Origin of the sequence: Dactylosporangium aurantiacum (assembly GCF_000716715.1) — a bacterium.
In the GTDB taxonomy this organism is placed as follows: Bacteria; Actinomycetota; Actinomycetes; order Mycobacteriales; family Micromonosporaceae; genus Dactylosporangium; species Dactylosporangium aurantiacum.
Window position 1 is genome coordinate 35080 of sequence record NZ_JNYJ01000055.1, and the last position, 20753, is coordinate 55832.

General features: G+C 74.4%; 20 protein-coding genes and 1 pseudogene. 7 read left to right on the plus strand and 14 right to left on the minus strand.

Going from position 1 to position 20753, the window contains the following annotated elements; translation table 11 throughout:
* Positions 1-18: 18 nt before the first annotated feature.
* From OP18_RS43040 to OP18_RS43055, 4 genes are read right to left on the minus strand one after another with little or no spacing between them, the layout of a single operon-like run.
* The gene (locus tag OP18_RS43040) at positions 19-1215 is read right to left on the minus strand and encodes an MFS transporter (protein WP_033365091.1); all 1197 of its coding nucleotides are present in this window, start codon (positions 1213-1215) and stop codon (positions 19-21) included.
* Positions 1212-1931 (minus strand): FadR/GntR family transcriptional regulator, encoded by a 720-nt coding sequence (locus OP18_RS43045; protein WP_279327237.1) that lies wholly within the window; start codon positions 1929-1931, stop codon positions 1212-1214. Before OP18_RS43045 ends, OP18_RS43040 begins: the two co-directional genes overlap by 4 nt.
* 57 nt (positions 1932-1988) lie before the next feature.
* Positions 1989-2729, minus strand: a complete 741-nt coding sequence (locus tag OP18_RS43050) for a leucine-rich repeat domain-containing protein (protein ID WP_052388192.1) — start codon at positions 2727-2729, stop codon at positions 1989-1991.
* 19 nt (positions 2730-2748) lie between these two features.
* Positions 2749-3282: a hypothetical protein gene (locus OP18_RS43055; RefSeq protein WP_033365093.1), complete on the minus strand. Its 534-nt coding sequence runs from the start codon at positions 3280-3282 to the stop codon at positions 2749-2751.
* Positions 3283-3384: 102 nt separating this feature from the next.
* Here OP18_RS43055 and OP18_RS43060 point away from each other — a divergent pair, with 102 nt between their 5' ends.
* Positions 3385-3957 (plus strand): TetR/AcrR family transcriptional regulator, encoded by a 573-nt coding sequence (locus OP18_RS43060; RefSeq protein WP_033365094.1) that lies wholly within the window; start codon positions 3385-3387, stop codon positions 3955-3957.
* On the opposite strand, the gene OP18_RS43065 is transcribed toward OP18_RS43060, so the two are convergent.
* The 5 genes from OP18_RS43065 to OP18_RS43085 all read right to left on the minus strand — a co-directional run bounded on the left by OP18_RS43065 (position 3947) and on the right by OP18_RS43085 (position 10458).
* Positions 3947-5710 (minus strand): GMC oxidoreductase, encoded by a 1764-nt coding sequence (locus tag OP18_RS43065; protein ID WP_033365095.1) that lies wholly within the window; start codon positions 5708-5710, stop codon positions 3947-3949. The two genes, OP18_RS43060 and OP18_RS43065, sit on opposite strands and share 11 nt — an antisense overlap.
* A gap of 55 nt (positions 5711-5765) precedes the next feature.
* Positions 5766-8225 carry a hypothetical protein gene (locus OP18_RS43070; RefSeq protein WP_033365097.1) on the minus strand — a complete coding sequence of 820 codons (2460 nt, stop codon included), beginning with the start codon at positions 8223-8225 and terminating at the stop codon, positions 5766-5768.
* 85 nt (positions 8226-8310) lie between these two features.
* Positions 8311-8907 (minus strand): cadmium resistance transporter, encoded by a 597-nt coding sequence (locus OP18_RS43075; protein ID WP_033365098.1) that lies wholly within the window; start codon positions 8905-8907, stop codon positions 8311-8313.
* Between the two features lie 96 nt (positions 8908-9003).
* Positions 9004-9672, minus strand: a complete 669-nt coding sequence (locus tag OP18_RS43080; protein ID WP_033365099.1) for a DUF4097 family beta strand repeat-containing protein — start codon at positions 9670-9672, stop codon at positions 9004-9006.
* Between the two features lie 156 nt (positions 9673-9828).
* A complete protein-coding gene (locus OP18_RS43085) occupies positions 9829-10458 on the minus strand; it encodes a TetR/AcrR family transcriptional regulator (protein WP_033365100.1) in 630 nt (209 codons plus the stop codon).
* A gap of 61 nt (positions 10459-10519) precedes the next feature.
* On the opposite strand from OP18_RS43085, the gene OP18_RS43090 reads away from it, so the two are divergent.
* Both OP18_RS43090 and OP18_RS58165 read left to right on the plus strand, forming a co-directional pair.
* Positions 10520-11974 (plus strand): MFS transporter, encoded by a 1455-nt coding sequence (locus tag OP18_RS43090; RefSeq protein WP_033365101.1) that lies wholly within the window; start codon positions 10520-10522, stop codon positions 11972-11974.
* Entirely contained in the window at positions 11971-12114 is a 144-nt protein-coding gene (locus OP18_RS58165) for a VOC family protein (protein ID WP_156090185.1), read from the plus strand. Before OP18_RS43090 ends, OP18_RS58165 begins: the two co-directional genes overlap by 4 nt.
* Before the next feature lie 94 nt (positions 12115-12208).
* Here OP18_RS58165 and OP18_RS43095 read toward each other — a convergent pair whose 3' ends face one another.
* Entirely contained in the window at positions 12209-13573 is a 1365-nt protein-coding gene (locus OP18_RS43095; protein WP_245635728.1) for a ricin-type beta-trefoil lectin domain protein, read from the minus strand.
* 115 nt (positions 13574-13688) lie between these two features.
* Positions 13689-14333 (minus strand): DUF2306 domain-containing protein, encoded by a 645-nt coding sequence (locus tag OP18_RS43100; RefSeq protein ID WP_033365102.1) that lies wholly within the window; start codon positions 14331-14333, stop codon positions 13689-13691.
* A 132-nt stretch (positions 14334-14465) separates the two neighbouring features.
* On the opposite strand from OP18_RS43100, the gene OP18_RS43105 reads away from it, so the two are divergent.
* On the plus strand, positions 14466-14867 hold the full coding sequence (locus OP18_RS43105) for a hypothetical protein (protein ID WP_156090186.1): 402 nt from the start codon (positions 14466-14468) through the stop codon (positions 14865-14867).
* On the opposite strand, the gene OP18_RS43110 is transcribed toward OP18_RS43105, so the two are convergent.
* Together OP18_RS43110 and OP18_RS43115 are read right to left on the minus strand one after the other, a co-directional pair.
* On the minus strand, positions 14797-15459 hold the full coding sequence (locus tag OP18_RS43110; RefSeq protein WP_033365105.1) for a response regulator: 663 nt from the start codon (positions 15457-15459) through the stop codon (positions 14797-14799). The two genes, OP18_RS43105 and OP18_RS43110, sit on opposite strands and share 71 nt — an antisense overlap.
* A complete protein-coding gene (locus OP18_RS43115; protein ID WP_033365106.1) occupies positions 15456-16559 on the minus strand; it encodes a sensor histidine kinase in 1104 nt (367 codons plus the stop codon). The genes OP18_RS43110 and OP18_RS43115 overlap by 4 nt, the downstream gene beginning before the upstream one ends.
* Before the next feature lie 207 nt (positions 16560-16766).
* Here OP18_RS43115 and OP18_RS43120 point away from each other — a divergent pair, with 207 nt between their 5' ends.
* On the plus strand, positions 16767-18296 hold the full coding sequence (locus OP18_RS43120) for a S8 family serine peptidase (protein WP_081971597.1): 1530 nt from the start codon (positions 16767-16769) through the stop codon (positions 18294-18296).
* A 50-nt stretch (positions 18297-18346) separates the two neighbouring features.
* On the opposite strand, the gene OP18_RS43125 is transcribed toward OP18_RS43120, so the two are convergent.
* Entirely contained in the window at positions 18347-18748 is a 402-nt protein-coding gene (locus tag OP18_RS43125) for a cupin domain-containing protein (protein WP_052388194.1), read from the minus strand.
* Positions 18749-18976: 228 nt separating this feature from the next.
* Between OP18_RS43125 and OP18_RS43130 the strand changes: the two genes are divergently transcribed.
* Both OP18_RS43130 and OP18_RS43135 read left to right on the plus strand, forming a co-directional pair.
* A complete protein-coding gene (locus tag OP18_RS43130; protein ID WP_033365107.1) occupies positions 18977-19999 on the plus strand; it encodes a LacI family DNA-binding transcriptional regulator in 1023 nt (340 codons plus the stop codon).
* Positions 20000-20460: 461 nt separating this feature from the next.
* Positions 20461-20753, plus strand: a pseudogene (locus OP18_RS43135) (endo-1,4-beta-xylanase); the annotation flags it as partial.

The following is a 20753-nucleotide window of genomic DNA, read 5'->3' on the forward strand; positions in this document are numbered from 1 at the left end:
GGTTACCCGGCACTGCGGTCAGCCGATCACCCGGTCCCGGCCGGACTGGACCGCGAACCCGCCCATCACCGCGACCACCACGCACAGCACCGACAGCGGCAGCGTCCAGCCGTCGCTGGCGTCGCGCAGCGCGCCGATGACGACCGGGCCGCACGCGGCGAGCAGGTACCCGACGGACTGCGCCATCCCGGACAGCGCCGCGGCCTGCCGGTGGTCGACGGCGCGCAGGCCGAACAGCGACAGGCACAGCACCAGCGACATCCCGGCGCCGAAACCGGCGCTGACCAGCCACACCACGACGGCCGCCGGCGCCAGCAGCAGGCCCCCGACGCCGAGCAGGATCAGCGCGGCGCACAGCAGCCCGGTGAGCCGCTGGTCGGGCAGGCGGCGCATGAGGTGCGGCGCGGCGAGGTTCGCCACGACCGCGGAGATCAGGTACACGAACAGGTGCCAGCCGGCGGTCGTCGCGGCCACCCCGTGGTCCTGCTCGATGCTGGGCAGCCAGGCGATCATCACGTAGAAGACCATCGACTGCAGCCCCATAAACAGGGTGACCTGCCAGCCGATCGCGCTGCGCCACGGCGAGCGGTGCGCGGCCGCCTCCCCCGCCGCACCCGGGCCGGGCGGGCGGTGGCGCAGCTGCGGCAGCCAGACCGCGGCCGCGATCACGGCCAGCCCCACCCAGCACCCCAGCGCCACCCGCCAGCCGGCGGGCGAGTCACCGGCGATCGGCACCGCCACCCCGGACGCGACCGCCGCGATGACGCTCTGCGTCGCGGAGTACGCGCCGGACAGCTGCGCCACCCGGTCCGGGAAGTCGCGTTTGACGAGGCTGGGCAGCAGCACGTTGAAGCCCGCGATCGCCGCGCCGATCGCCACGGTGCCGGCCCAGATCGCGCCGGTCACCGGCACCGATCGCAGCACGATCCCGGCGGCGAGCACGGCGAGCCCGAGCCCGATGGTGCGCTCCAGCCCCAGCCGCCGCGCCACCAGCGGCGCGACGGGCGAGAAGCCGGCGAACGCCAGCAGCGGCAGCGCGGTCAGCACCCCCGCCGCGGTGGCGGTGAGCCCGAGGTCGGCGCGTACGTCGTCGAGGACCGGCCCGACCGAGGTGAGCGCCGCGCGCAGGTTCGTGGCGATGAGCAGGATGCCGACCACGAGCAGCCCGGTGCGGTGCCGGGTCGCGGCGGCGGCCGGTGTGGCGACGGCGGTCACGCGGCACCGCCCCGGTCGCGGTGCAGGATGTCCCGGCCCTCCTGGACCAGCGCCACGCTGCACGCCTCGGCGGCCTCGGGGTCACCGGCGGCGATCGCGTCGACGAGCCGGTGGTGCAGCTCGTGCACGGCCCGCTCCTCGTGCAGGGCGGCCGTGTCGGTGATCGTCTGCGTGATGACCGGGCTCAGGTGCTGGTACAGCTCCGCCAGCAGCGGGTTGCCGCCGGCGATGACGACCGCGCGGTGGAACGCGAAGTCGGCCTCGACGAACCCGGCCAGGTCGTCCGCGGCCCGCGCGGCGTCGCGCTGCTCGAGCAGCTCGCGCATCCGGGCGACGTCCTCCTCACCGGCGTGCGTGGCGGCCCGCCGGGCCCCCCGGTGCTCCAGCAGCGCCCGCACCTCCAACGCGTCGTCGGGGTCCGCGGCCGCGACCCGCCGGGTCAGCGACACCTGCAGCTCGCTGTCGGCCCGCACGTACGTGCCGTCGCCGGGCCTCGCCTCCAGCAGCCCGAGGTGGACCAGCGCGCTCAACGCCTCCCGCACCGTGTTGCGGCTGACGCCAAGCTGCTCGGTCAGCCGGTGCTCGGGCGGAATGCGGGTCCCGACGGGCCACTCCCCCTGCGCGATCAACGCCCTGAACTGCGCGGTGACCTGCATGGCAAGCGGCACGCCCCGACGAGGGCTCGACAGCATGCACGACCTCCAAATGTTGGACATTTGGATTGTAGGACATTTGCAGCCCCTGTCGAGGGGCAGCCTGATGCTTGCGGGCGGTCAGGTGAGGTCGACGTCGCCGTCGCTGGACCAGACGCGTTGAAGGCGGGGCATGCGGCGCAGCAGGGTCAGCAGGGCTTCGTCCGGCTCGAACGGCAGCGCGAGCTCCTCGAGGGCGGTCAGTTCGCCGATCCACGCCGGGATCTCCTGGATCTCGTTCCACCACAGGCCGAGGCTGCGCAGGTTCGTCAGCGGGCGGATCCACGCCGGCACGGTGCCGAGCGCGTTGCCGGACAGTTCGAGCCGGGTCAGGCCGGTGAGCCGGCCGAGCGTGTCGGGCAGGCTGTCCGGCTCGTCCCTGAACCAGCCGAGGTACAGGTCCAGCTCGGTGAGGCCGGTCAGGTCGCCGATGCTGTCGGGGAGCCGGTCCGACCTGGTGTCGATCAGGGTCAGGGAGGTGAGCCCGGTCAGCCGGCCGAGGATGTCGAGGGGCTCGCCCTCCAGGTTGTTCTCGCTCAGGTCGAGCGCCCGCAGCCCGGTGAGGTCGCCGATCACGTCGGGGATGTGATCGATGGCGTTGTGCTGGAGGTTGAGCTCGGCCAGGTGGTCCAGCTCGGTCAACCAGCCGGGCAGCTCGTCGATGCCGTTGAACTGCAGGTTCAGCGACGTCAGGTGGGTGAGCTGCCGCACGGCGTCGGGGAGCTCGCGCAGGCGGCAGCGGGACAGGTCGAGGGCCGGCGAACCCGCGGCGCGCGCGGCCTCGATGCGTTGCGTCGCGTCCGGGGTTTCCACCGCGTCCATCGGTGGATGGTAATGCCGGTTACCGGCGGGCGAGCCGGATCGCCGACGCGAGAAAGAAGATGCCGCCCACGGTGGCGTAGCCGGCGAGGTTGGCCAGCGTCGGTTCGCCCGCGGAGGCCATCACGACGAACGCCGCGCCGGCCAGGACCGACAGGCCGCCGCTGAGGATCATCGGCCACTGCCCGCCGAGACCGCGCCGGGTGATCCCCACGTACAGCTGGACCAGGCCGGACACGATCGCCCAGGCGCCCCACACGCGCAGCACGGCGGGGATGCCTGAGGCGGCGGCGACGGCCACGCCGGCGGTGGCGAGGAGGCTGACGGCGATGTTCACGTACAGGCCGGGGGCGCGCGACGAGCGGGCGTCGACGACCGCGGCGGCCACGTCGAACAGGGGGTACAGCACGAGCAGCGCGACCGCGACCGGGCCCAGGTCGGTGGCGGTCGTGAGCAGCGCGGCGGCCCACAGCACCGCGAAGCCGGCGCGGACGAAGTACAGGCGGCGCAGGGCGGACGCGGTGCTGGCGGGGGCCGGTGCGGCAACGGTGGTCATGGCAACCTCCAAGGGGGAGAACGAACGTTCTGTCCCCGCAGACGATGCCCGCTGCCCTGGCCGTTGTCAAGACCGAACGTTCTCTCTGCTAGCATCGGCATCATGAGCAGCGACGTCGACAACCGGCCGTCAGAGGCGCGGCTGCGGCTGCTCACCACGGCGAGCGAGATCTTCTACGCCGAGGGGATCCACGCCGTCGGCGTCGACCGGATCATCGCCGAGGCCAAGGTGACCCGGGCCACCTTCTACCGGCACTTCCCCGGCAAGGAGGACCTGATCCTCGCGTACCTGCGCGAGGCCGACCGGATGATCCGCGGCCAGGTCGACGCGGCCGCCACGGGCGACCTGCCGCCGGCCGACGCGCTGCGGGCCGTCGCCGAGGCCATCGCGCACGGCATCCGGTCCCCCGGGTTCCGCGGCTGCGCCTTCCTCAACGCCGTCGCCGAGTACCCGGACCCCGGCCACCCCGTCCACCAGGCCGTCCTCGCCCACCGGCAGTGGTTCCTCGACACCGTGACGGCGCTGCTGGCCCGCATCGACCCGGCGGTCGCCGGGCCCGCCGCTCGGCACTACGTGATGCTCCGCGACGGGGCGATGGCGGCCGGCTGCCTGTTCGACCCCGACCTGGTCTGCGAGACCTTCCTGCAGGGAGTCGAAGGGCTCGTCAGCCGGTGAGGTGCCGGGCCAGCCGCAGGCTCAGCGCTGCGAGGGTCAGCGTCGGGTTCGCCGCCGGCGAGCTGGCGAAGACCGAGTTGTCGCAGGCGTAGAGGTTCTCGTACGCGTGGAAGCGCAGGTCCGCGTCGACCACCGACGCGCCGGCGGCGCCCATGCGCAGCGTGCCGACCTCGTGCGCGACCCCGCCGAGCTTCGCCGTCGCCAGGTCGAGGGTCTCGCCCGCGAGCGGCTCGGCGCCCAGCCCGGCCAGGACGGTGCCGGCGACGTCGCGTACCTCGTCGAGGAGCGCCGCCGGGAGCGGGTACGGCTGGACATCCACCCGCACCGGCCGTTCGGGCGGGCCGTCCAGCTGGACGACGTTGGTCTCCACGAGCGGCGCGTTGAACAGGAACACGATCTCGCCCAGCGTGGCGTCGCCCTTGACCTCGCGGTGCCGGCGCAGGTTGTCCGCATCGACGTAGCGGCCCTGGTTGAAGTCGGCGCCGAGCTCCACGACGACGTTGTACGGGTGGTTGTCGGGGCTGGTGGCGCGGTGCCTGGACCACACCTTCGCCGACGCCTGGGCCGCGGCGGACGGCGAACCGGCCGGCAGCGAGAAGTGGGTGAACATGATCGGGTGGTCGGTGATGCCGCGCCCGATCAGCCCGGCCGGGTCCTCCAGCTGCGACTGCAGCGCGATCTTCGCCGACTCGATCGTGCCGGCGCACAGCACGACGGTGTCCGCCCGGTACGTGCGCTGCCGGCGGCCGAGCAGGTCCCAGCAGACGACGCCGGTCGCGCGGGCACCGTCGAGGAGCACCCGCTGCACGGCGTGGTTGAGGTTCACGGTGGGGCGGCGGGCGCCGGCGTCGACCGCCAGCCGGTCCTCGCACAGCAGGTCGGCGGTGGAGAACATCCCGCCGGGCACGGACAGCGGCGTGTACCCCTGGTACTGCACCGCCACGGGCGCGTCGAGGTGGTCGAAGTCCGGCAGCAGCTCGCCGAGGCGCCGCTTGGTCTGCTCCTGGAACGGCGAGCCGAGCGGCCCGTTGCGGTTGAGCGCGTCCTCGGCGAGCCGGTAGCCGGTGGTGGTGAGGTACTCCGCGACCGGCGCCGGCCAGCCGGCCAGCTCCCACGCGCCCATCCGCGGGATCAGCCCGCCCCAGAAGACCGAGCGCCCGCCGAGGTTGAACGCCTGCGCCCCGCCGAAGAACGAGCCGGGCACGTTGACGTAGTTGGCGAAGCTGAAGTCGGGGAACAGCCCCCACACGTTCTTGTCGAACTGCCCGATCCGCAGCCGCCGGGGCAGGTTCGCCACGTGGGTCGGGAACAGCAGCGATCCCGCCTCCAGCACCAGTACGTCCGCGCCGGCATCACTGAGCTGGTCGGCGAGCAGCCCGCCGCCCATGCCGGAGCCGACCACGATCACGTCGTAGACGTGGTTCTCGTCGTGCGCCGGTGGGAACAGCAGCCGCTGGACCCGCCCGTTCTCCGTCGCGACCGCCGGCTCCGGCGCGAACGTGACCGCCGCGTCGGTGAAGTCGTACCGGCCGCCGGGCTCCGGCACCACCTCGAGGTCGTCGCCGGTCATCCAGGTGAGCCCGTCGAGCACGAACTTGAACACGAACGGGCCGGGCCGGTCCTGCAGCGCGTACGTCCACGCGCCGTCGGTGAAGACGCCGGGATGGTCCACGGTCCAGCCGTCGCCGGCGGTGCGCAGCACCACGGACTCGTCCGGCGGGTGGAGCTCGGTCAGGAAGCGCACCTCGAACACGGCACCAGCCTCGCATCGGATTGTTGCGCGCGGGTGTCCATCACCGGCAAAGGCGTCACGGCCCGGCGCCGGCGCCGGGGCTCTCGCGGGCGCCCGGGTCGGTGGCCGGTGCGGGACCGGTCGCCAGCAGCGCCACGACCGCCGCGCCGGCGACCGCGGTGGCGGCCGTGGTCAGGCCCGCCACCACCACCGTGCCGACCGGCGCCACCAGGGCCCGGGCGCTGCGCACGTTGCGGACCCGGTCCCAGGAGTAGCCGGCCGCCCGGGCCAGCCACCGCTCCCACAGCAGGCTCAGCACCCCGATGAACATGACCAGCTGCCCCACCCGGATCAACACGGCGAGCAGCACCTCACCGGCCGACACCGGGGTGAGCACCGACGACTCACCGGTGACCCGGCCGGGCAGGTCGAACAGCGGCAGGACCTCGATGCCGAGCAGCGCCACCGCGAACGCCGCGCCCTTCGTGACCGGGCCGTCGCCGCGCAGCAGGGGGTACAGGTAGCCGAACAGCAGCGCGTAGACGAACCAGCGGCCCATGTGCGCGGCCAGCTCCACCAGGTCGGCGACCGTCCGCCAGCGCATCGCCGCCGCGGCGCTGTCCGGGGCCAGCAGCGCGAACGTCTCGTAGCCCACGAGCAGCGCGGCGACCGGCGCGGCGTAGGCGAGGGCGCGCACCGCGTTGGGCCACGGCGCGGCGCCGCCGCCGGTCGACAGCGCGTCGAGGGAGGTGACGGCGCGCGACGGCACCGGCAGCCGGGCCGCCTCGTCCAGCTCGTGCTGGGCCGCGTCGTACGCCGCCAGCCGTACCTCCTCGGCACCCAGGCGGGCGCGGGCCTTGCGGTACAGGTCGTGCGCGCTCGCCTCGGCCAGGCGCCGGCGGGTCTCCTGGCCGACGAGCGTGCGGTGCCGGTCGCGGTCGACGCCGGCGAGCCGGACCGCGCGGGCCCGGCGCCCGGCGGGCACCGCCCACCGCCAGCCGAGCAGCAGCCACCCGGTGGCGGCCAGGTGCACCCAGCTGAACGGGAACGGGTCGGTCGCGACGATCAGCAGCAGCACCAGCGCCGTGGCGAGGACCGTCCGGGAGCCGAGCGCCGCACCCCGGGTGCCCGCCCGGCGCAGGAACATCACGGCGTAGAGCCCGAACGCCAGCGCCGCGAGCCGGGTGACGGGCGGCAGGACGTACCCGTCGAAGGCGTAGAAGCCGAGGACGTCGCGCGGATCGGTGACCACCTGCACCGCCGGCACCGTGGCCAGGCCGCACAGCAGCAGCGCCGGCACCGCCCACGACCGACGCGGCGCCGCCACCGCGAGCGACACGGCGGCCACGGCGGTCACGCCCACCACGGTGAGCGTGAGCGGCAGGTCGAGCAGCGTCGCCGCGGCGCCGAAGGCGACCGCGACCCCCGCCGTCCAGACCACCGCCGCGCCGGCCGGCCCGGCGGCGGCCCGGCGGCCGGCCACGGCGGTCCCGGCGGCGACGGGCACCATCAGCGCCACCAGCGGCCACCGCACCGACCCCTCCGCGGCGAACACCGCCACGACGACCCAGGTCGTGAGCACCGCGCCGGCGACCGCGTATCCGCTGACCCGCCACCGCGCCGCCGCCTGCGGGCGCAGCACCGGCGCGAACCCGGCGACGACGACCAGCACGAGCAGGCTGGCCAGCATCCCGTCGCCGCTGAAGTACCGCCACGACGCCACCGCGGCGACGACGCCGAGAGCCGCGCCGAGCACGCCGGCGGTCCGCGACACGACGGCGAACCGCGACCGGTTGCGCACGGCCCGCACCAGCACCAGCCACGGCGCGGTCGTGACGAGGCACCACACCAGCCACGGCCAGGCAGCCTGCAGGGCGGTCACGACATAGCCGACGGCGTCGTAAGGGTATGCGGCGTCCGTCCGGGCCGCCGCCGGTACGTCGTCCGCGAACCACACGTCGACCATCTGCGGCGGCCCGGAGAAGTACACGAGCCGCGGCCGCAGCTCGGCGGGCTCCGGGTCGACCCGGCCGATCACCACGTCACCGGCGCGGACCGTCAGCCAGCGGTGGACACGCTGGGCTGCGACGTTGGCGGTGCTGTCGAAGGTGCCGAGGAACAGCCGCTCCGAGACGCTGCCGGCGTAGCGGAACCGCAGCTTCGCCAGCGCCGCGCCCGCGGACCGCTCGACGGTCACCGGCGTGTTCACCGGCCCGTACGCGAGGTACTCGCCCAGGTCGGCGCCGTCGACGCGACCGGAGGCCAGCAGCGGCAGCAGCGGGTCGTCGGCCGGCACCCGCAGCTCGTAGGACACGGCGACGTCCAGCCGCTCCGCGCGCCCGGCGACGGTGACGTCCATGACCAGCTCCCGCTCCGGCTGGTCGGCCGCCCGGGCCCAGTCCGGCAGGTCCGCGCTGACGCCGGGCCGGCTCGCGAACCGCACCACCGGCTGCGCGTCGGTCGCGGCGAACCCGAGTCCACTCAGGACGGTCAGCCCGAGGGCGAACAGCAGCAACCATGCCTTCGGCGGCTTCATGCCCCGAACGTAGCCACCACCGGTCCCGACGGGTATCGATCCGCCGGGCACCGTCCGCCCACCGGTCGTCGGTTCGCGGACGGCCTTACCGGCCGAAGGCGCCGCCCTCGACGAGGATGAGCAGGCCGAGGCCGACGAGGATTACCGGCAGCAGGACGTGCCCCCACCGGCTCAGCGCCCTGGCGACGAGCGGCCGGGTGGCGAAGTACCGCCCGGCGAGGACCCACACCGCGACCAGGACCAGGAAGACGGCGACGTACACGCTCATGCCGCCGGCGCCGGCGGTGGCGAAGACCGGGACGTAGACGCCGATGTTGTCGCCGCCGTTGGCGAAGGTGACGGCGGCGACCTCGAGTGACTTCGGTCCGCCGTCCGTGGCGGGCGCGTCCTCGTCGTCGTCGCCGCGGTGCCGCCACGCCTGCACGGCCGCCTTGACGCCCAGCCCGAGCGGCAGCAGCCCGAGGTACGGGATGACGTCCTCGGGCAGGAACGTCGCCCCGAACGCCGCGGCACCGGCGACGGCGAGAATGCCGGCGAAGCCGAGGTACTGCCCCGCGGCGATGCGGCGGGTCGCGTGCCGTTGCCCGGCGGCCCGCCCGAAGAACAGCGCGAGGATGAGGATGTCGTCGATGTTCGTGACGGCGAACAGGCCGATCGCCTGGCCGATGATGCCCAGCTGCATGGCCGGGTGCCGTTACCGCGCCGGGCCGGCGCCGAGCGGTCCGGTTGCCCGGGCCGCCGACGCCGGCGCCTGTCGATCCGTCATGATCAGGGAACCTTACTGCAGGGTGTGCGCGGCGATGTCGCCGTACGCGGTGGTGGCCTCGATGGTCAGCTCGGCGGTGCCGCTGGTGTTCATGAGCGCGTTGCGGATGCGGCCGTGGCCGGTGCCGGCGTCCAGGGAGGCCGGCACGCCGGGGGCGGCGCCGACCGTCACGTCGCCGGCCTGGGTGCGCAGCACGACCGCGCCGTGGACGGCCTCGGCGATGGCGATGTCGCCCTTGCCGGTGCTGATCCGCGCGGGACCGGCGAGGCGGCCCACGGACACGTCGCCGGCGTGGGTGGTGATCCGCACGCCGGTGGCCTCGTCGAGCGTGACGGCGCCGTGCGCACCGTCGTAGGCGACGTCGCCGAAGCGGCCGACGGCGCGCAGGTCGGCGCTGGCGGCCGTGACCGCGAGCCCGGAGCCGGCGGGCAGCTGGACGGTCACGTCGATGGCGCCGGAGCTGCCGAGGATCTGGTGCTTCGCGGTGGCGGTGATCCGCAGGACGCCGCCGGCGTACTCGACGGTGGTCTGCTCGGCGACCTGCACGTCGCGGCGCTTCCCGGGGTCCGCGGGCCGGACCTCGACGGTGGTGTCGGGGCGGTCGCCGGCGACGAACCGGAGCCGCCCGGCGGGGATGTCCAGGACGGCGGAGATCGGGGCGGGGGTGTCGAACGTCTGCATCGGTGCTCACTCCTCAGGTTCGGTGCCCGCCGGTCCCGGCGGGCATGAGTACCTTCGCGAGCGGCACTGACACCGGCCTGACACGGCGCGGACACGGCGCGGACACGGCGCGGCGGCGCGGACCGGCCCGCTGTCAGGGCGCGGACCGGCCCGCTGTCAGGGCGCGGGCGGGGGCGGCGTCAGCCAGCGGTCCAGCTCGGCGAGGACCTGCTCGAGCTGCGCGTGCAGCGCGTCGGCGATCTCCGCCGGGGTCTGGCCCTGGTGGGTACGGCGGCCGGCCTCGCCGATGAGGATGCGGAACACGCCGGCGAGGGCGATGCCCTGCAGGCGGGCGATCTCCGGCGCGACCGGGCCGCTGGCGCTGATCGCCTCGGCGAACGCGGTGGCCTGCCGGTCGGACAGCTCCAGCGCGAGGCGGTGCACCGTGGGGCTGACCGCGGCGAGCGAGCCGAGCGTGCCACGGGCGAGCTGCGGCGGCGTGTCGCGGATCGCCGCCACCGTGGCCAGGACGAAGCCGCGGATGGCGGCGGCGGGGCTGGTGCCCGCGGGCCGGGCCCGGATGAGCTCGCCGAGCTCCTCCTGGATCTGCTGCTCCCGGTCGGTGACCAGGCTCTCCTTGGTCGGGAAGTAGTTGTACAGCGTCTGCTCGGCGACCTCCGCGGCGCGGGCGATCTCGCTGACGGTCACCCGCTCGTAGCCCCGCTCGGCGAACAGCCCGGCCGCGGTGTCGGCGATGTGCCGGCGGGTGCGCGCCTTCTTGAGGTCACGAAGTCCGGTCCCGGCCACGCCTGGAGTGTACCAGACCACAATTTTAGGGTGCGCTCTAAATATCGCGTAAGCTCCAAGCATGCGGAGAACCCCCCAGTCCCTGCGGGAGGCGTGGATGGCCCTGACCGGGCTGTCCGCGGTGTTCCTGTTCGAGATGCTCGACAACTCGATCCTCACCGTGGCGCTGCCGACCATCGGCCGTGACCTGCACGCCTCGACGGCCACCCTGCAGTGGGTGACCGGCGCGTACGCGGTCGTGTTCGGCGGCCTGATGCTGGTCTCCGGCGCGGTCGCGGACCGGTACGGCCGCCGCCGCGTCATGCTGGCCGGCCTGACCCTGCTCGGCGCCGCCAGCCTGGCCACCGCCCTCGTCACCACCGCGCCGCAGCTCATCGCGGTGCGGGGCGTCATGGGGGTCGCGGCCGCGATGACGACCCCGGGCTCGCTCGCGCTGACGTTCCGCCTGTTCGACACCGACGCCCTGCGCGTGCGCGCGACCACCCTCATCTCGACCGTCGGCCTGGTCGGGCTCGCGGTCGGCCCCACCGTCGGCGGCGCCGCGCTCGCCGTCGCCCCGTGGCAGGCGCTGCTGCTGGTGAACGCGCCGGTCGCGCTGCTGGCCGCGGCCGGCGTACGGGCGGGCATCGCCGCCGACGACCCGGCCGGGCTGCACCGTGCCCCGGTGGACGTCCCCGGCGGGGCCCTGGGCACGGCGGCGATCGTGCTGGCACTGGTCACGCCGACACTGTTCGTGCACGACGGCGCCGGCGGCTGGGCGCCGTGGACCGCGACCGGCGCCGCCCTGGCCGCCGCCGCCCTCTTCGTCGTGCGGGAACGCACCGCCCGGCACCCGCTGCTGGACCTGCGTCTCGTCGCCCGCCCCCTGGTGTCCAGCGGCCTGGCGTACAAGGGCGCCGCGGGCGTGGCGATGGCGGGTCTCGGGTACATGGTGACGCTGCAACTGCAACTCGACTGGGGCTGGACCCCCGCACAGGCCGCCCTGGGCCTGCTGCCCCAGGTCGCCGTCCTGCTCGCCGGCGGCCTGGTCATCAACCCCCTCGTGCGGCGTGCCGGCCTGGAGCGGACCGCATGGCTCAGCGCCGCCGCGGTCGTCGCCGGTCTCGCCGTGTACGCCGCGACGCACCGCAACGGCTACGGCTGGGTCGCCGCCGCACTCGTCCTCGTCTCCGCCGGCCTGCGCGTGGTCGGCGTCGTCGCCGGCCTCAACGTCATGCGCGGCCTGCCGGCCGAGCGCACCACCATCGGCGCCGCGCTCGCCGACACCGCCACCGAGGTCGGCTCCGGCACGGGCGTCGCCGTCGCCGGCACGCTCCTGACGGCCCTGTTCACCGGCGACATCACCGCGACGCACTGGAGCCCTTCGCAGACCGCGCAGTTCCAGGACGCGGTCACCGCCGCCGCGCTCACGTTGACGGTGGTGGCCGCGACCCTGGTCACCTGGGCCGCCGTGCGCACCCACCGCGCCACCCGCACCGCCATGCCGGCGGCGTCCGTGGGTACCACGTACCCATGACTGTCGCGTGGGGAATCACGGTCGACCGCGCTGACCCGGGCCGGCTGGCCGCGTTCTGGCGCGAGGCGCTCGGTTACGCTGCCGCCCCGCCGCCCGAAGGGTTCCCGAGCCGCGAGGAGTGGCTGGTGCCGCCGCCTTGACGAGGGCGGCGTCTCGCGAGCGGTGATGTCGCGCAGCACCCCGCCGCCGACCGCGGTGGGGGGCGGGCGTGGCACCCGCCCCCGCACGTGGTCGCTACTGCGGCAGCGTGAACTTCTGCGCGCCGCTGCCGTTGCAGTCCCAGATCTGCTGCTGGATGCCCGGCGTGGTGGAGCCGTTCGGGTCGTCCAGGCACTTGTTGGACTGCGGGTTGTAATACGTGTTGTCGGCGCGGTGGATGAAGACCTGCGCCGCGGTGCTGTTGCAGTCCCAGATCTGGACCTTCGCGCCGTTGGCGGTCGAGCCGCCGGGGATGTCCAGGCACTTGCCGAACGCGCGCAGCGTGCTGCCCGCCTCGACGTAGGTCCACTGCTGGGCGCCGGTGCCGTTGCAGGTCCACAGCTGGACCGGGGTGCCGTTGGCGCTGTTGGAGGAGCGCACGTCCAGGCACAGGCCGCCGGGGCCCTTGACCGCCTTGCCGGTGGTGGGCGGCGGCGTGGTGGTGCCGCCACCGCCACCGGCGGTGTAGGCGGCCACGTAGTCGATCAGCATCGGCACGCCGGAGACGGTGGAGGCGTAGGGGCCGCCGCCGAACGCGGCCGGGAAGCCGCCGCCGATCGCCACGTTCAGGATGATGAAGAACCCGTGGTGTGTGGCGTTGTTCCAGGTGGTCGCGTCGACCTGGTTGGCGTTGATGGTGAAGAAGTTGTTGCCGTCCAGGTACCAGCGGATCTGCTCCGGCGAGGTGCTGCGGTCCTGCTCGATGGCGTAGGTGTGGAAGCCGGTGTTGCAGCCGTTGCAGGCGCGCTCGCCGCTGCCGATGCCGGTGGTCTCGTTGCACGGGCCGCCGGGGTTGGTGCCGCAGTGCAGCGCCCCGAAGACGGAGGGCCGGCCGTTGATGTTCTCCAGGATGTCGATCTCGCCGATGCCGGGCCAGCCGGTCGCGCCGGTGCCGCGCGCCGCCGCGCCCAGCATCCAGAACGCGGGCCAGTAGCCGGCGCCGTTGGCGGTGTTCACGTTCGGCTGCTGGATGCGGGCCTCGACGCGCAGCTTGCCGCCGGCCGGCGCGGCGATGTTCGTGCGCTGCGTCTCGATGCGGCCGCTGGTCCAGTTGCCGGCCCCGTCCCGGATCGGCTTGATGGCGAGGTTGCCGGCGCCGTCGAGGTAGACGTTCTGGGTGCTGTTGCTCATGTACTCGATCTCGCCGGTGCCCCAGTTGCCGGCGCCGCCCGGGTAGCCGTGGCCGATGTCGTACAGCCAGTTGCCGGTGTTGACGCCGGTGCCGCCGGTGCCGTTGAAGTCGTCGACGAACGTCTGGGTCCAGCCGCTGGGCGTCGGCGGCACCGACGCGCCGGCCTGGGGCAGCGCGGAGAGCGTGGCGGCGAGCAGCACCGCCGCGCCGGCACCGGCCAGCAGCGCCAGTCGCCGTGTCCGGTGGTGTTTGAAGCGTGCGAGTTCCACGGGGGTGGCCCTTCTGTGAAGGGAAGCTGGCCGGGGGTGGCCACGGGCGGTTGGCGCCTCGCGCTGGCGGGCGTGAGAGCGCTCTCAGCATCGTGGCCCACTAAAAAGTTTCTTGTCAATAAGCAAGCTGGTTGTCGGATCGCGCGCGAGCCCGGCGCCCGCGCCGGATCAGGCGCTCGGCCACCGCGAGGTTGACGAGCCAGCCCAGCGTCTGCCCGATCGGGATCATCGTCGGCGCCTGCGCGCCGATCGAGCCGATCCCCGGCCCGCCGAGCGGGATCCAGGCCAGCAGCAGCAACGGCACGAGGACGCGCGAGGTCACCGCCAGGAACGTCAGCGCATAGTTGCGGGTCATCCAGGCGCGGTGCGCGGCGACGTCGTGCCGGCGGGCGGCACGGTACGCCAGCGCGCCGGTCACCAGCCACAGCACCGCCGCTACGGTGAGGCTGACCTGCGTCAACAGGTGCCCGGACCACAGCGCGACCGGGATCGCGGTCAGCCCCGCCGGCAGCACCCCGGTGAGCAGGTAGCCGCGGCCGATCACCCGGTGCAGCGCGCGCCGCCGCCGGATCGCCGGGACGAACTGCGCCGGCCCGGCCATCAGCGCCACCGCGGCGGTGACCACGTGCGTGACGAGCACCCAGGTGTGCGGCCCGCCGGACACCGGGATCCGGCTGCCGCCGCGCAGGTACGGGAAGCTGAGCACCAGACCGAAAATGATCGCCACGATGAACATGACCCAGGCCGCTCGTCCACGCATGTCCGCAGCCTCCCCGACGCCGGGCGGGGGCGCGTCCACCCACGGGCGAAGCCGTCGTACGCAGATCTTCGTACGCCGGATCCGCGCCCGCGCCGACGCGGCCGGGCCGGACCCGCGGCGAGGCTGGACGGCATGCAGACGACTTCGCGGATGGTGACGGTCGGCGGCCTGGTCCTCGGGGCGGCCGGCATCGGGGTGCTGTGGGCGGCCGGGGTGCGGTTCCCGGTGGCGGTGCCGCCGGGGATGGTGATCCTGCTGGCCGGCGCGGTCTTCGTGGGACTGGCCCGGTGGCGGTGGGCGCCGGCGGTGGGCGTGCTCCTCGGGCTGTTCGTCGCCGCCGGCTGGGCGATCAGCCCGACCGGCTGGCCGAACCTCACCGGCCGGCACGGCGCGGCGGTCGCCGCGGGTCAGGCGGTCCAGCTCCTCGGGGTGCTGATCGCGGTCGGCGCGGGCGCGGTGGCGCTCAGGCGGGCGGGATCGTCAGCCCGGCCCGCACCGCGAACACCACCAGCTGGGCCCGGTCCCGGGCGTTGAGCTTCAGCATCGCCCGCCCGACGTGGGTGCGGACCGTCGCCGGGCTGATGAACAGCTCGGCGGCGATCTCGTCGTTGGACCGGCCGGTCGCGACCCAGGCGACGATCTCCCGCTCCCGCCCGGTGAGCGCGTCCATCGCCGGCTCGTCCGCGCCGCCGCCGGGCAGCCGCCGGCCGACCAGCTCCACCAGGCGGCGGGTGACCGACGGTGACAGCAGCGCGTCGCCGTTGGCCGCCGCGCGGACCGCGCGCACCAGGTCCGCCGGCTCGGCGTCCTTGAGCACGAAGCCGCTGGCCCCGTCGCGGACCGCGGCGAGCACGTACTCGTCGGTCTCGAACGTCGTCACGATGACGACCCGGGTGCCGGCGAGGGCCGGGTCGCCGGTGATCTGGCGCAGCACGGCCAGCCCGTCCGGCCCGGGCATGCGGATGTCCAGCAGCAGCACGTCCGGCGCCGTCCTGCGGACCAGGCTCAGGGTCCCGGGCCCGTCGGCCGCCTCGCCGACCAGGGTGAGGTCCGGCTCCCGCTCCAGCAGCACCCGCAGCCCCATCCGGACCAGCGCCTGGTCGTCGGCGAGCGCGACCCGGATCACGCCGCGTCCCCGTGCACCGGCAGCCGTGCCCGCACCTCGAACCCGCCGCCGTCCAGGCCGGCCGCGGTGAACGTCCCACCGGCCGCCTCCACCCGCTGCCGCAGACCCGCCAGTCCCCTCCCCTGCGCCGGTACCACCGCCGCGCCGACGCCGTGATCCGTGACGGTGACGAGCACCCCGCCCGGCTCCCGGGTCACGGCCACGACCGCACCGGTCGGCCCGGCGTGCCGGATGACGTTGGTCAGCGCCTCGCGGACCACCTGGTAGACGACGTCCCGGACACCGGTCGGCAGGTCGTCGGCGCCGCCGCGCAGCTCGACCGCGAGCCCGGCGGTCCGCGCCCGCGCCACCAGGGCCGGCAGGTCCGGGGCCGGCTCCGGCCGCGGGCCGCGCTCGTCGAGCACCCGGCGCAGGTCACCCAGGGCGGCGGTCGCCGCGGCCCGGATGCCCTCCAGCGACGCGCGGGCCTGCGCCGGCTGCTCGTCGAGCACGACCAGCGCGACGCCGGCCTGCATGGCGATCACCGCGAACCCGTGCCCGGCGACGTCGTGCACCTCCCGGGAGATGCGGACCCGCTCCTCCAGCGCCGCGCGCGCCATCAGCTCCTCGCGGGCCCGGCGCTCGGCCGCGGCCCGCACGTGCAGCAGCGCCCCGAGCGACCACGGCACCGCCAGCCAGCAGGCGCCCCACAGCACCAGCCCGAGCGCCAGGATGTCCAGCTCACCGGCGAGCCGGGGCAGCACCGCCGCGACGGACACCACCGCCGCGCCGGCGGCGAGCGGCGCCGAGCGCCGGATCGGCCGCCGCCACGCGACCTCGAACATCGCCCAGCCGACGCACAGCAGGCCCGGCCCGTACGGGTACCCGGCCAGCAGATACCCGCCGTTGGCCAGCACGCTCACCGCGAGGGCCGCGACGGGCGCGGCCCGCCGCCACGCGAGCGCCCCGGCCGCGACGACGACCAGCCCGTATCCGGGCGCGTCGAGCGGCCGCGCGTCGCCCTGGGCCCCGGCCGCCTGCACGGACAGCAGGACCGCGACGGCCACCGCGGCGAGCGCCACCCCGACATCGCGCCCGGCCGCGAGCCTCACCGATGCCACGCCACACCCTAACCGGAGCCGGCCGGTTGCCCGCCCGGGTGCGGTCCGGGTGCGGTACGACCACCGCCGCCTGACATCGCGTCGGGTGGTTGGGCGGAACCGGTGGCCGGGCAGCCGGAAGCGGCTCACAGCCAGTGACTTCGCGGCCCCGGCCGGTCATCGTTGATCTCGCGCCGCGCTGACTGCAGCGGCGGGAACGGAGAACCCATGCCTCACATCGCACTGCGGCAGCGGGCAGCGGCAGGACGCCGGATCGTAGCGGCCACCGTGGCCGCGGCCGCGTCGATCGCCGGGCTCGGCGCCGCCGCGGCACCGACGCACCACCGGGTCGGCGACGCCGGCTGGATGGCCGGCGGCTGGCTCGGCAACAGCACCGGCACCGGTGGGACCACCCTGTCGGCCGTCCGCGCGGCCATCAACGCCTCGTCGGGACAGGCGGCCGGGCTGACCGGCGCCGGCGTCGGCGTCGCGCTCATCGACACCGGCGTCTCGCCCGTCGCCGGTCTGCCTGCCTCGCAGATCGTCAACGGGCCCGACCTGTCGTTCGAGTCGCAGGACCCGGATCTGCGCTACCTCGACTCGTACGGGCACGGCACGCACATGGCCGGCATCATCGTCGGCAACGACCCCTCGACCGGCACCGTCGGCATCGCGCCGAAGGCGAAGCTGACCTCCATCAAGGTCGGCACCTCCAACGGCGCCGTCGACGTGTCGCAGATGATCGCGGCGATCGACTGGGTCGTGGCGCACCGCAACGACGACCCGGCCAACCCGATCCGCGTCATCAACATCTCCTACGGCACGGGCGGCACGCCGAACTCGTGGTCGGACCCGGTGCAGTTCGCGGTCGAGCAGGCGTGGCTGAAGGGCGTCGTCGTCGTGGCCGCGGCCGGCAACGAGGGCAACAGCGACCTCGTCGTCAGCGACCCGGCCAGCGACCCGGCCGTCATCGCGGTCGCGGCCAGCACGACGAAGGGCACGGCGGGCGTCACCGACGACGACTTCGCCTCGTTCACCACGATCGGCGGCAACAACCGCAGCGTCGACTTCGTCGCCCCCGGCGAGTCGATCGTCTCGCTGACCGTCCCGGGCTCCAACGTGGACCTGACCTACCCGTCGGCGAAGGTCGGCACGACCCTGCTGCGCGGCAGCGGCAGCTCCCAGGCCGCGGCGGTCACCTCGGCGGCGGTCGCGCTGCTGCTGCAGGCCCGCCCGACGCTCACCCCGGACCAGGTCAAGACCGTCCTGCGCACCTCGGCCAGCTTCGTGTCCGGCCTGGCCATGACCCGCAACATCCGCGCGCTCAACCTCGGCGCGGCGCTCACCTCGCAGGACCTGTACGCCACCGGCTGGAACCGCTCCACCGGCACCGGCAAGCTCGACGACGCCCGCGGCGCCAGCCGCCTGGTCCGCGACAACGTGGCGCTCAGCGGTGACAACAGTGTCTGGGGCCCGCTGAACCCGGCCACCTGGGCCCCGCGCAGCGCCGCCGCGACCAGCTGGTCCGGCGGGACGTGGATGGGGTACCGCGTCGCCGGCGACGGCTGGACGGGCACCTCCTGGGCGTCCCGGACGTGGGCCGCCGCCACCTGGACCGGCAAGCCGTGGAACGGCGCGACCACGTGGACCGACCCGGACTGGGCCGGGCACTACTGGTCCGGTCACTACTGGTCAGGGCACTACTGGTCGGGCCACTACTGGTCCAGCGACGAGTGGGCGACCGCCCTCTGGTCGTAGCGCACCGCGCAGCGCGCCGGGTCCCCGAAGGGGCCCGGCGCGGTCGCGTCTCAGCTGTCCTGCGGCGGCACGTCGGCCTCGTCGCGGTCGGCGTCGGCCTTCGTGTGGTGCACGGTCCCCGGCCGGTGGTCCGGCGGCCCGTAGACGGTCGCGATCCGCAGCGGCCCGTCACCGTCGTTGACGAAGTTGTGCTTCGTGCCCTCCGGCACGACCACCACGTCCCCCGCCGCGAACGGCCGGCGCTGCCCTTCCAGGATCGACGTGCCCCTGCCCTCGACGGCGATCAGCACCTGGTCGATCCCGTCGTGCACCTCCTCGCCGATCTCCCCGCCGACCGGGATCGTCATGACGACCAGCTGCGTGTGCCGGGTCGTGCTGAGGACCCGCCGGAAGTCGTCGTTGGACCGGACCTGCCCGAACAGATCACCCTGGTACGGCTCGTAGTCGCCCATGACGCGCCTCCTTCTCCAGTTCCTGGTGTCACCTGCCCCACTCGCACCCTATCGACCCCCCGATCGGCGCGAACCTGGAGCACGGCGACTCGGGGTACAGCTGCCGCATAACACATTTTTCGGTCCATGCCGGGCGCGGTTCGGCGGGCGGGGAAGCGGCCGATCAGTTCGGCCGGAACGCCTCGGGGCGCGGATAGCATCGGGCGGCATGAAGCGGTGTGCGCGTTGATGGTGCAGCGTCGGGCCGCGGTCGTGTACGACGTCGCGCGCCTCGCCGGGGTGTCGCACCAGACGGTGTCCCGGGTCCTCAACGGTCACCCGAGCGTCAGCCAGTCCACCCGGCAGCGGGTGCTGGACGCGGTCCGCCAGCTCGACTACCGGCCCAACGCGATGGCGCGGGGGCTGGCCGGGCGGCGGTCACGGATCGTCGGGGTGGTCAGCTTCGACACGCTGCTGTACGGGCCCGCGGCGACCCTGCTCGGGGTCGAGCGGGCCGCCCGCGCGGCCGGGTACGGCGTCAGCATCGCCACGGTCGAGCGCATCGACGGTCCGGCGGTGGTGTCGGCGACCGGCGCCCTCGCCGAGCAGTCGGTGGCCGGGGTCGTGGTCGTGGCGCCGCAGACGGCGGCGACGGCGGCGTTGCGCAGCATGCCCTCGGGGATGCCGGTCGTGGCGGTGGAGGCCGACACTGACGGCGCCATCCCGACGATCTCGGTGGATCAGGTCGCCGGGGCGCGGATGGCGGTGGAGCACCTGCTGGCGCTCGGGCACCGCACGGTGTGGCAGCTGTCCGGACCGCGGGACTGGCTGGAGACCCGCGGCCGGATCGAGGGGTGGCTGGCGGCGCTCAAGGACGCGGATCTGCCGGCCCCGCCGCTGATGACCGGCGACTGGAGCGCCCGGTCGGGCTACGCGGCGGGCCTGCGGCTGGCCGAGCGGGACGACGTGACGGCCGTGTTCGCCGGCAACGACCAGATGGCCCTGGGCATGATGAGCGCGTTCCACGACCGGGGGATCCGGGTCCCGGACGACGTGAGCATCGTCGGTTTCGACGACATCCCGGAGGCGGAGTTCCTCTCGCCGCCGCTCACCACGGTGCGGCAGGACTTCGACGAGGTCGGCCGGCGCTGCATGGCGGCGCTGCTGCGGCTCATCGAGGCCGACGGCGGGCGGCCGGCGGTGGCGCCGACCGTCGCGCCGTCGCTGATCGTCCGGGACAGCACCGCCCCGCCGGCCGCTCGGCGCGGCTGACGCACTCCGAAAGTTTCGGGACCATCGCCGGCACCGGCCACTGAAACGCCCAAGCGACCGACCAACCGCTGGTTTGCAGGTGGGTACCGCTGCGCGGGCGACCGATCCAAGGTATCTTCCACGCTCCACCCTGCCCTGACCCCGGCGGGACGGTCACGGAGCACCGAAATTTTCGGAAACCATTGCCAGGTGGATATTGGCGTGTCAGCATGGCGTGGCATTGACACCCACCGTTCCGCGGTCCGGATCGTGCGATCCCACGACACCCCCTTCGGCACGTGTGTCGGCGACGGCCGACCCTCCGTGCGGTGATCGCGGGCCCGGCCGCAGAACTGCAAAAGGAGGCCATAGTGGCAGCCAGCCCCCCACGTCACTCCGCCGGCACCCCACGGCGAAGGTTGCGGCTCACCGCGGCGCTCGGCGCCGTGCTGGCCGCGGCCGCGGGCACGGTCACGATGATGATGCCCGACGCCAACGCCGCGGCCAGCACCCTCGGTGCCGCCGCCGCGCAGTCGGGCCGGTACTTCGGCACCGCCATCGCCGCGAACCGGCTCGGAGACTCGACGTACTCGACGATCGCCGGTCGTGAGTTCAACATGATCACGGCCGAGAACGAGATGAAGCCCGACGCGACCGAGCCGCAGCGCGGTCAGTTCCTGGGCCACCCAGCGCGGCATGAAGGTGCGCGGGCACACCCTGGCCTGGCACGCCCAGCAGCCGTCCTGGTGGGGCGGCATCAGTGGCAGCACGCTGC

What these genes read in the sequence shown, in the direction of transcription:
- OP18_RS43045 (WP_279327237.1), bottom strand. Translation starts at nt 1,931, where the DNA reads ATGTCCAACATTTGGAGGTCGTGCATGCTGTCGAGCCCTCGTCGGGGC.
- OP18_RS43050 (WP_052388192.1), bottom strand. Translation starts at nt 2,729, where the DNA reads ATGGACGCGGTGGAAACCCCGGACGCGACGCAACGCATCGAGGCCGCG.
- OP18_RS43055 (WP_033365093.1), bottom strand. Translation starts at nt 3,282, where the DNA reads ATGACCACCGTTGCCGCACCGGCCCCCGCCAGCACCGCGTCCGCCCTG.
- OP18_RS43060 (WP_033365094.1), top strand. Translation starts at nt 3,385, where the DNA reads ATGAGCAGCGACGTCGACAACCGGCCGTCAGAGGCGCGGCTGCGGCTG.
- OP18_RS43070 (WP_033365097.1), bottom strand. Translation starts at nt 8,225, where the DNA reads ATGAAGCCGCCGAAGGCATGGTTGCTGCTGTTCGCCCTCGGGCTGACC.
- OP18_RS43075 (WP_033365098.1), bottom strand. Translation starts at nt 8,907, where the DNA reads ATGCAGCTGGGCATCATCGGCCAGGCGATCGGCCTGTTCGCCGTCACG.
- OP18_RS43080 (WP_033365099.1), bottom strand. Translation starts at nt 9,672, where the DNA reads ATGCAGACGTTCGACACCCCCGCCCCGATCTCCGCCGTCCTGGACATC.
- OP18_RS43090 (WP_033365101.1), top strand. Translation starts at nt 10,520, where the DNA reads ATGCGGAGAACCCCCCAGTCCCTGCGGGAGGCGTGGATGGCCCTGACC.
- OP18_RS58165 (WP_156090185.1), top strand. Translation starts at nt 11,971, where the DNA reads ATGACTGTCGCGTGGGGAATCACGGTCGACCGCGCTGACCCGGGCCGG.
- OP18_RS43100 (WP_033365102.1), bottom strand. Translation starts at nt 14,333, where the DNA reads ATGCGTGGACGAGCGGCCTGGGTCATGTTCATCGTGGCGATCATTTTC.
- OP18_RS43105 (WP_156090186.1), top strand. Translation starts at nt 14,466, where the DNA reads ATGCAGACGACTTCGCGGATGGTGACGGTCGGCGGCCTGGTCCTCGGG.
- OP18_RS43120 (WP_081971597.1), top strand. Translation starts at nt 16,767, where the DNA reads ATGCCTCACATCGCACTGCGGCAGCGGGCAGCGGCAGGACGCCGGATC.
- OP18_RS43125 (WP_052388194.1), bottom strand. Translation starts at nt 18,748, where the DNA reads ATGGGCGACTACGAGCCGTACCAGGGTGATCTGTTCGGGCAGGTCCGG.
- OP18_RS43130 (WP_033365107.1), top strand. Translation starts at nt 18,977, where the DNA reads ATGGTGCAGCGTCGGGCCGCGGTCGTGTACGACGTCGCGCGCCTCGCC.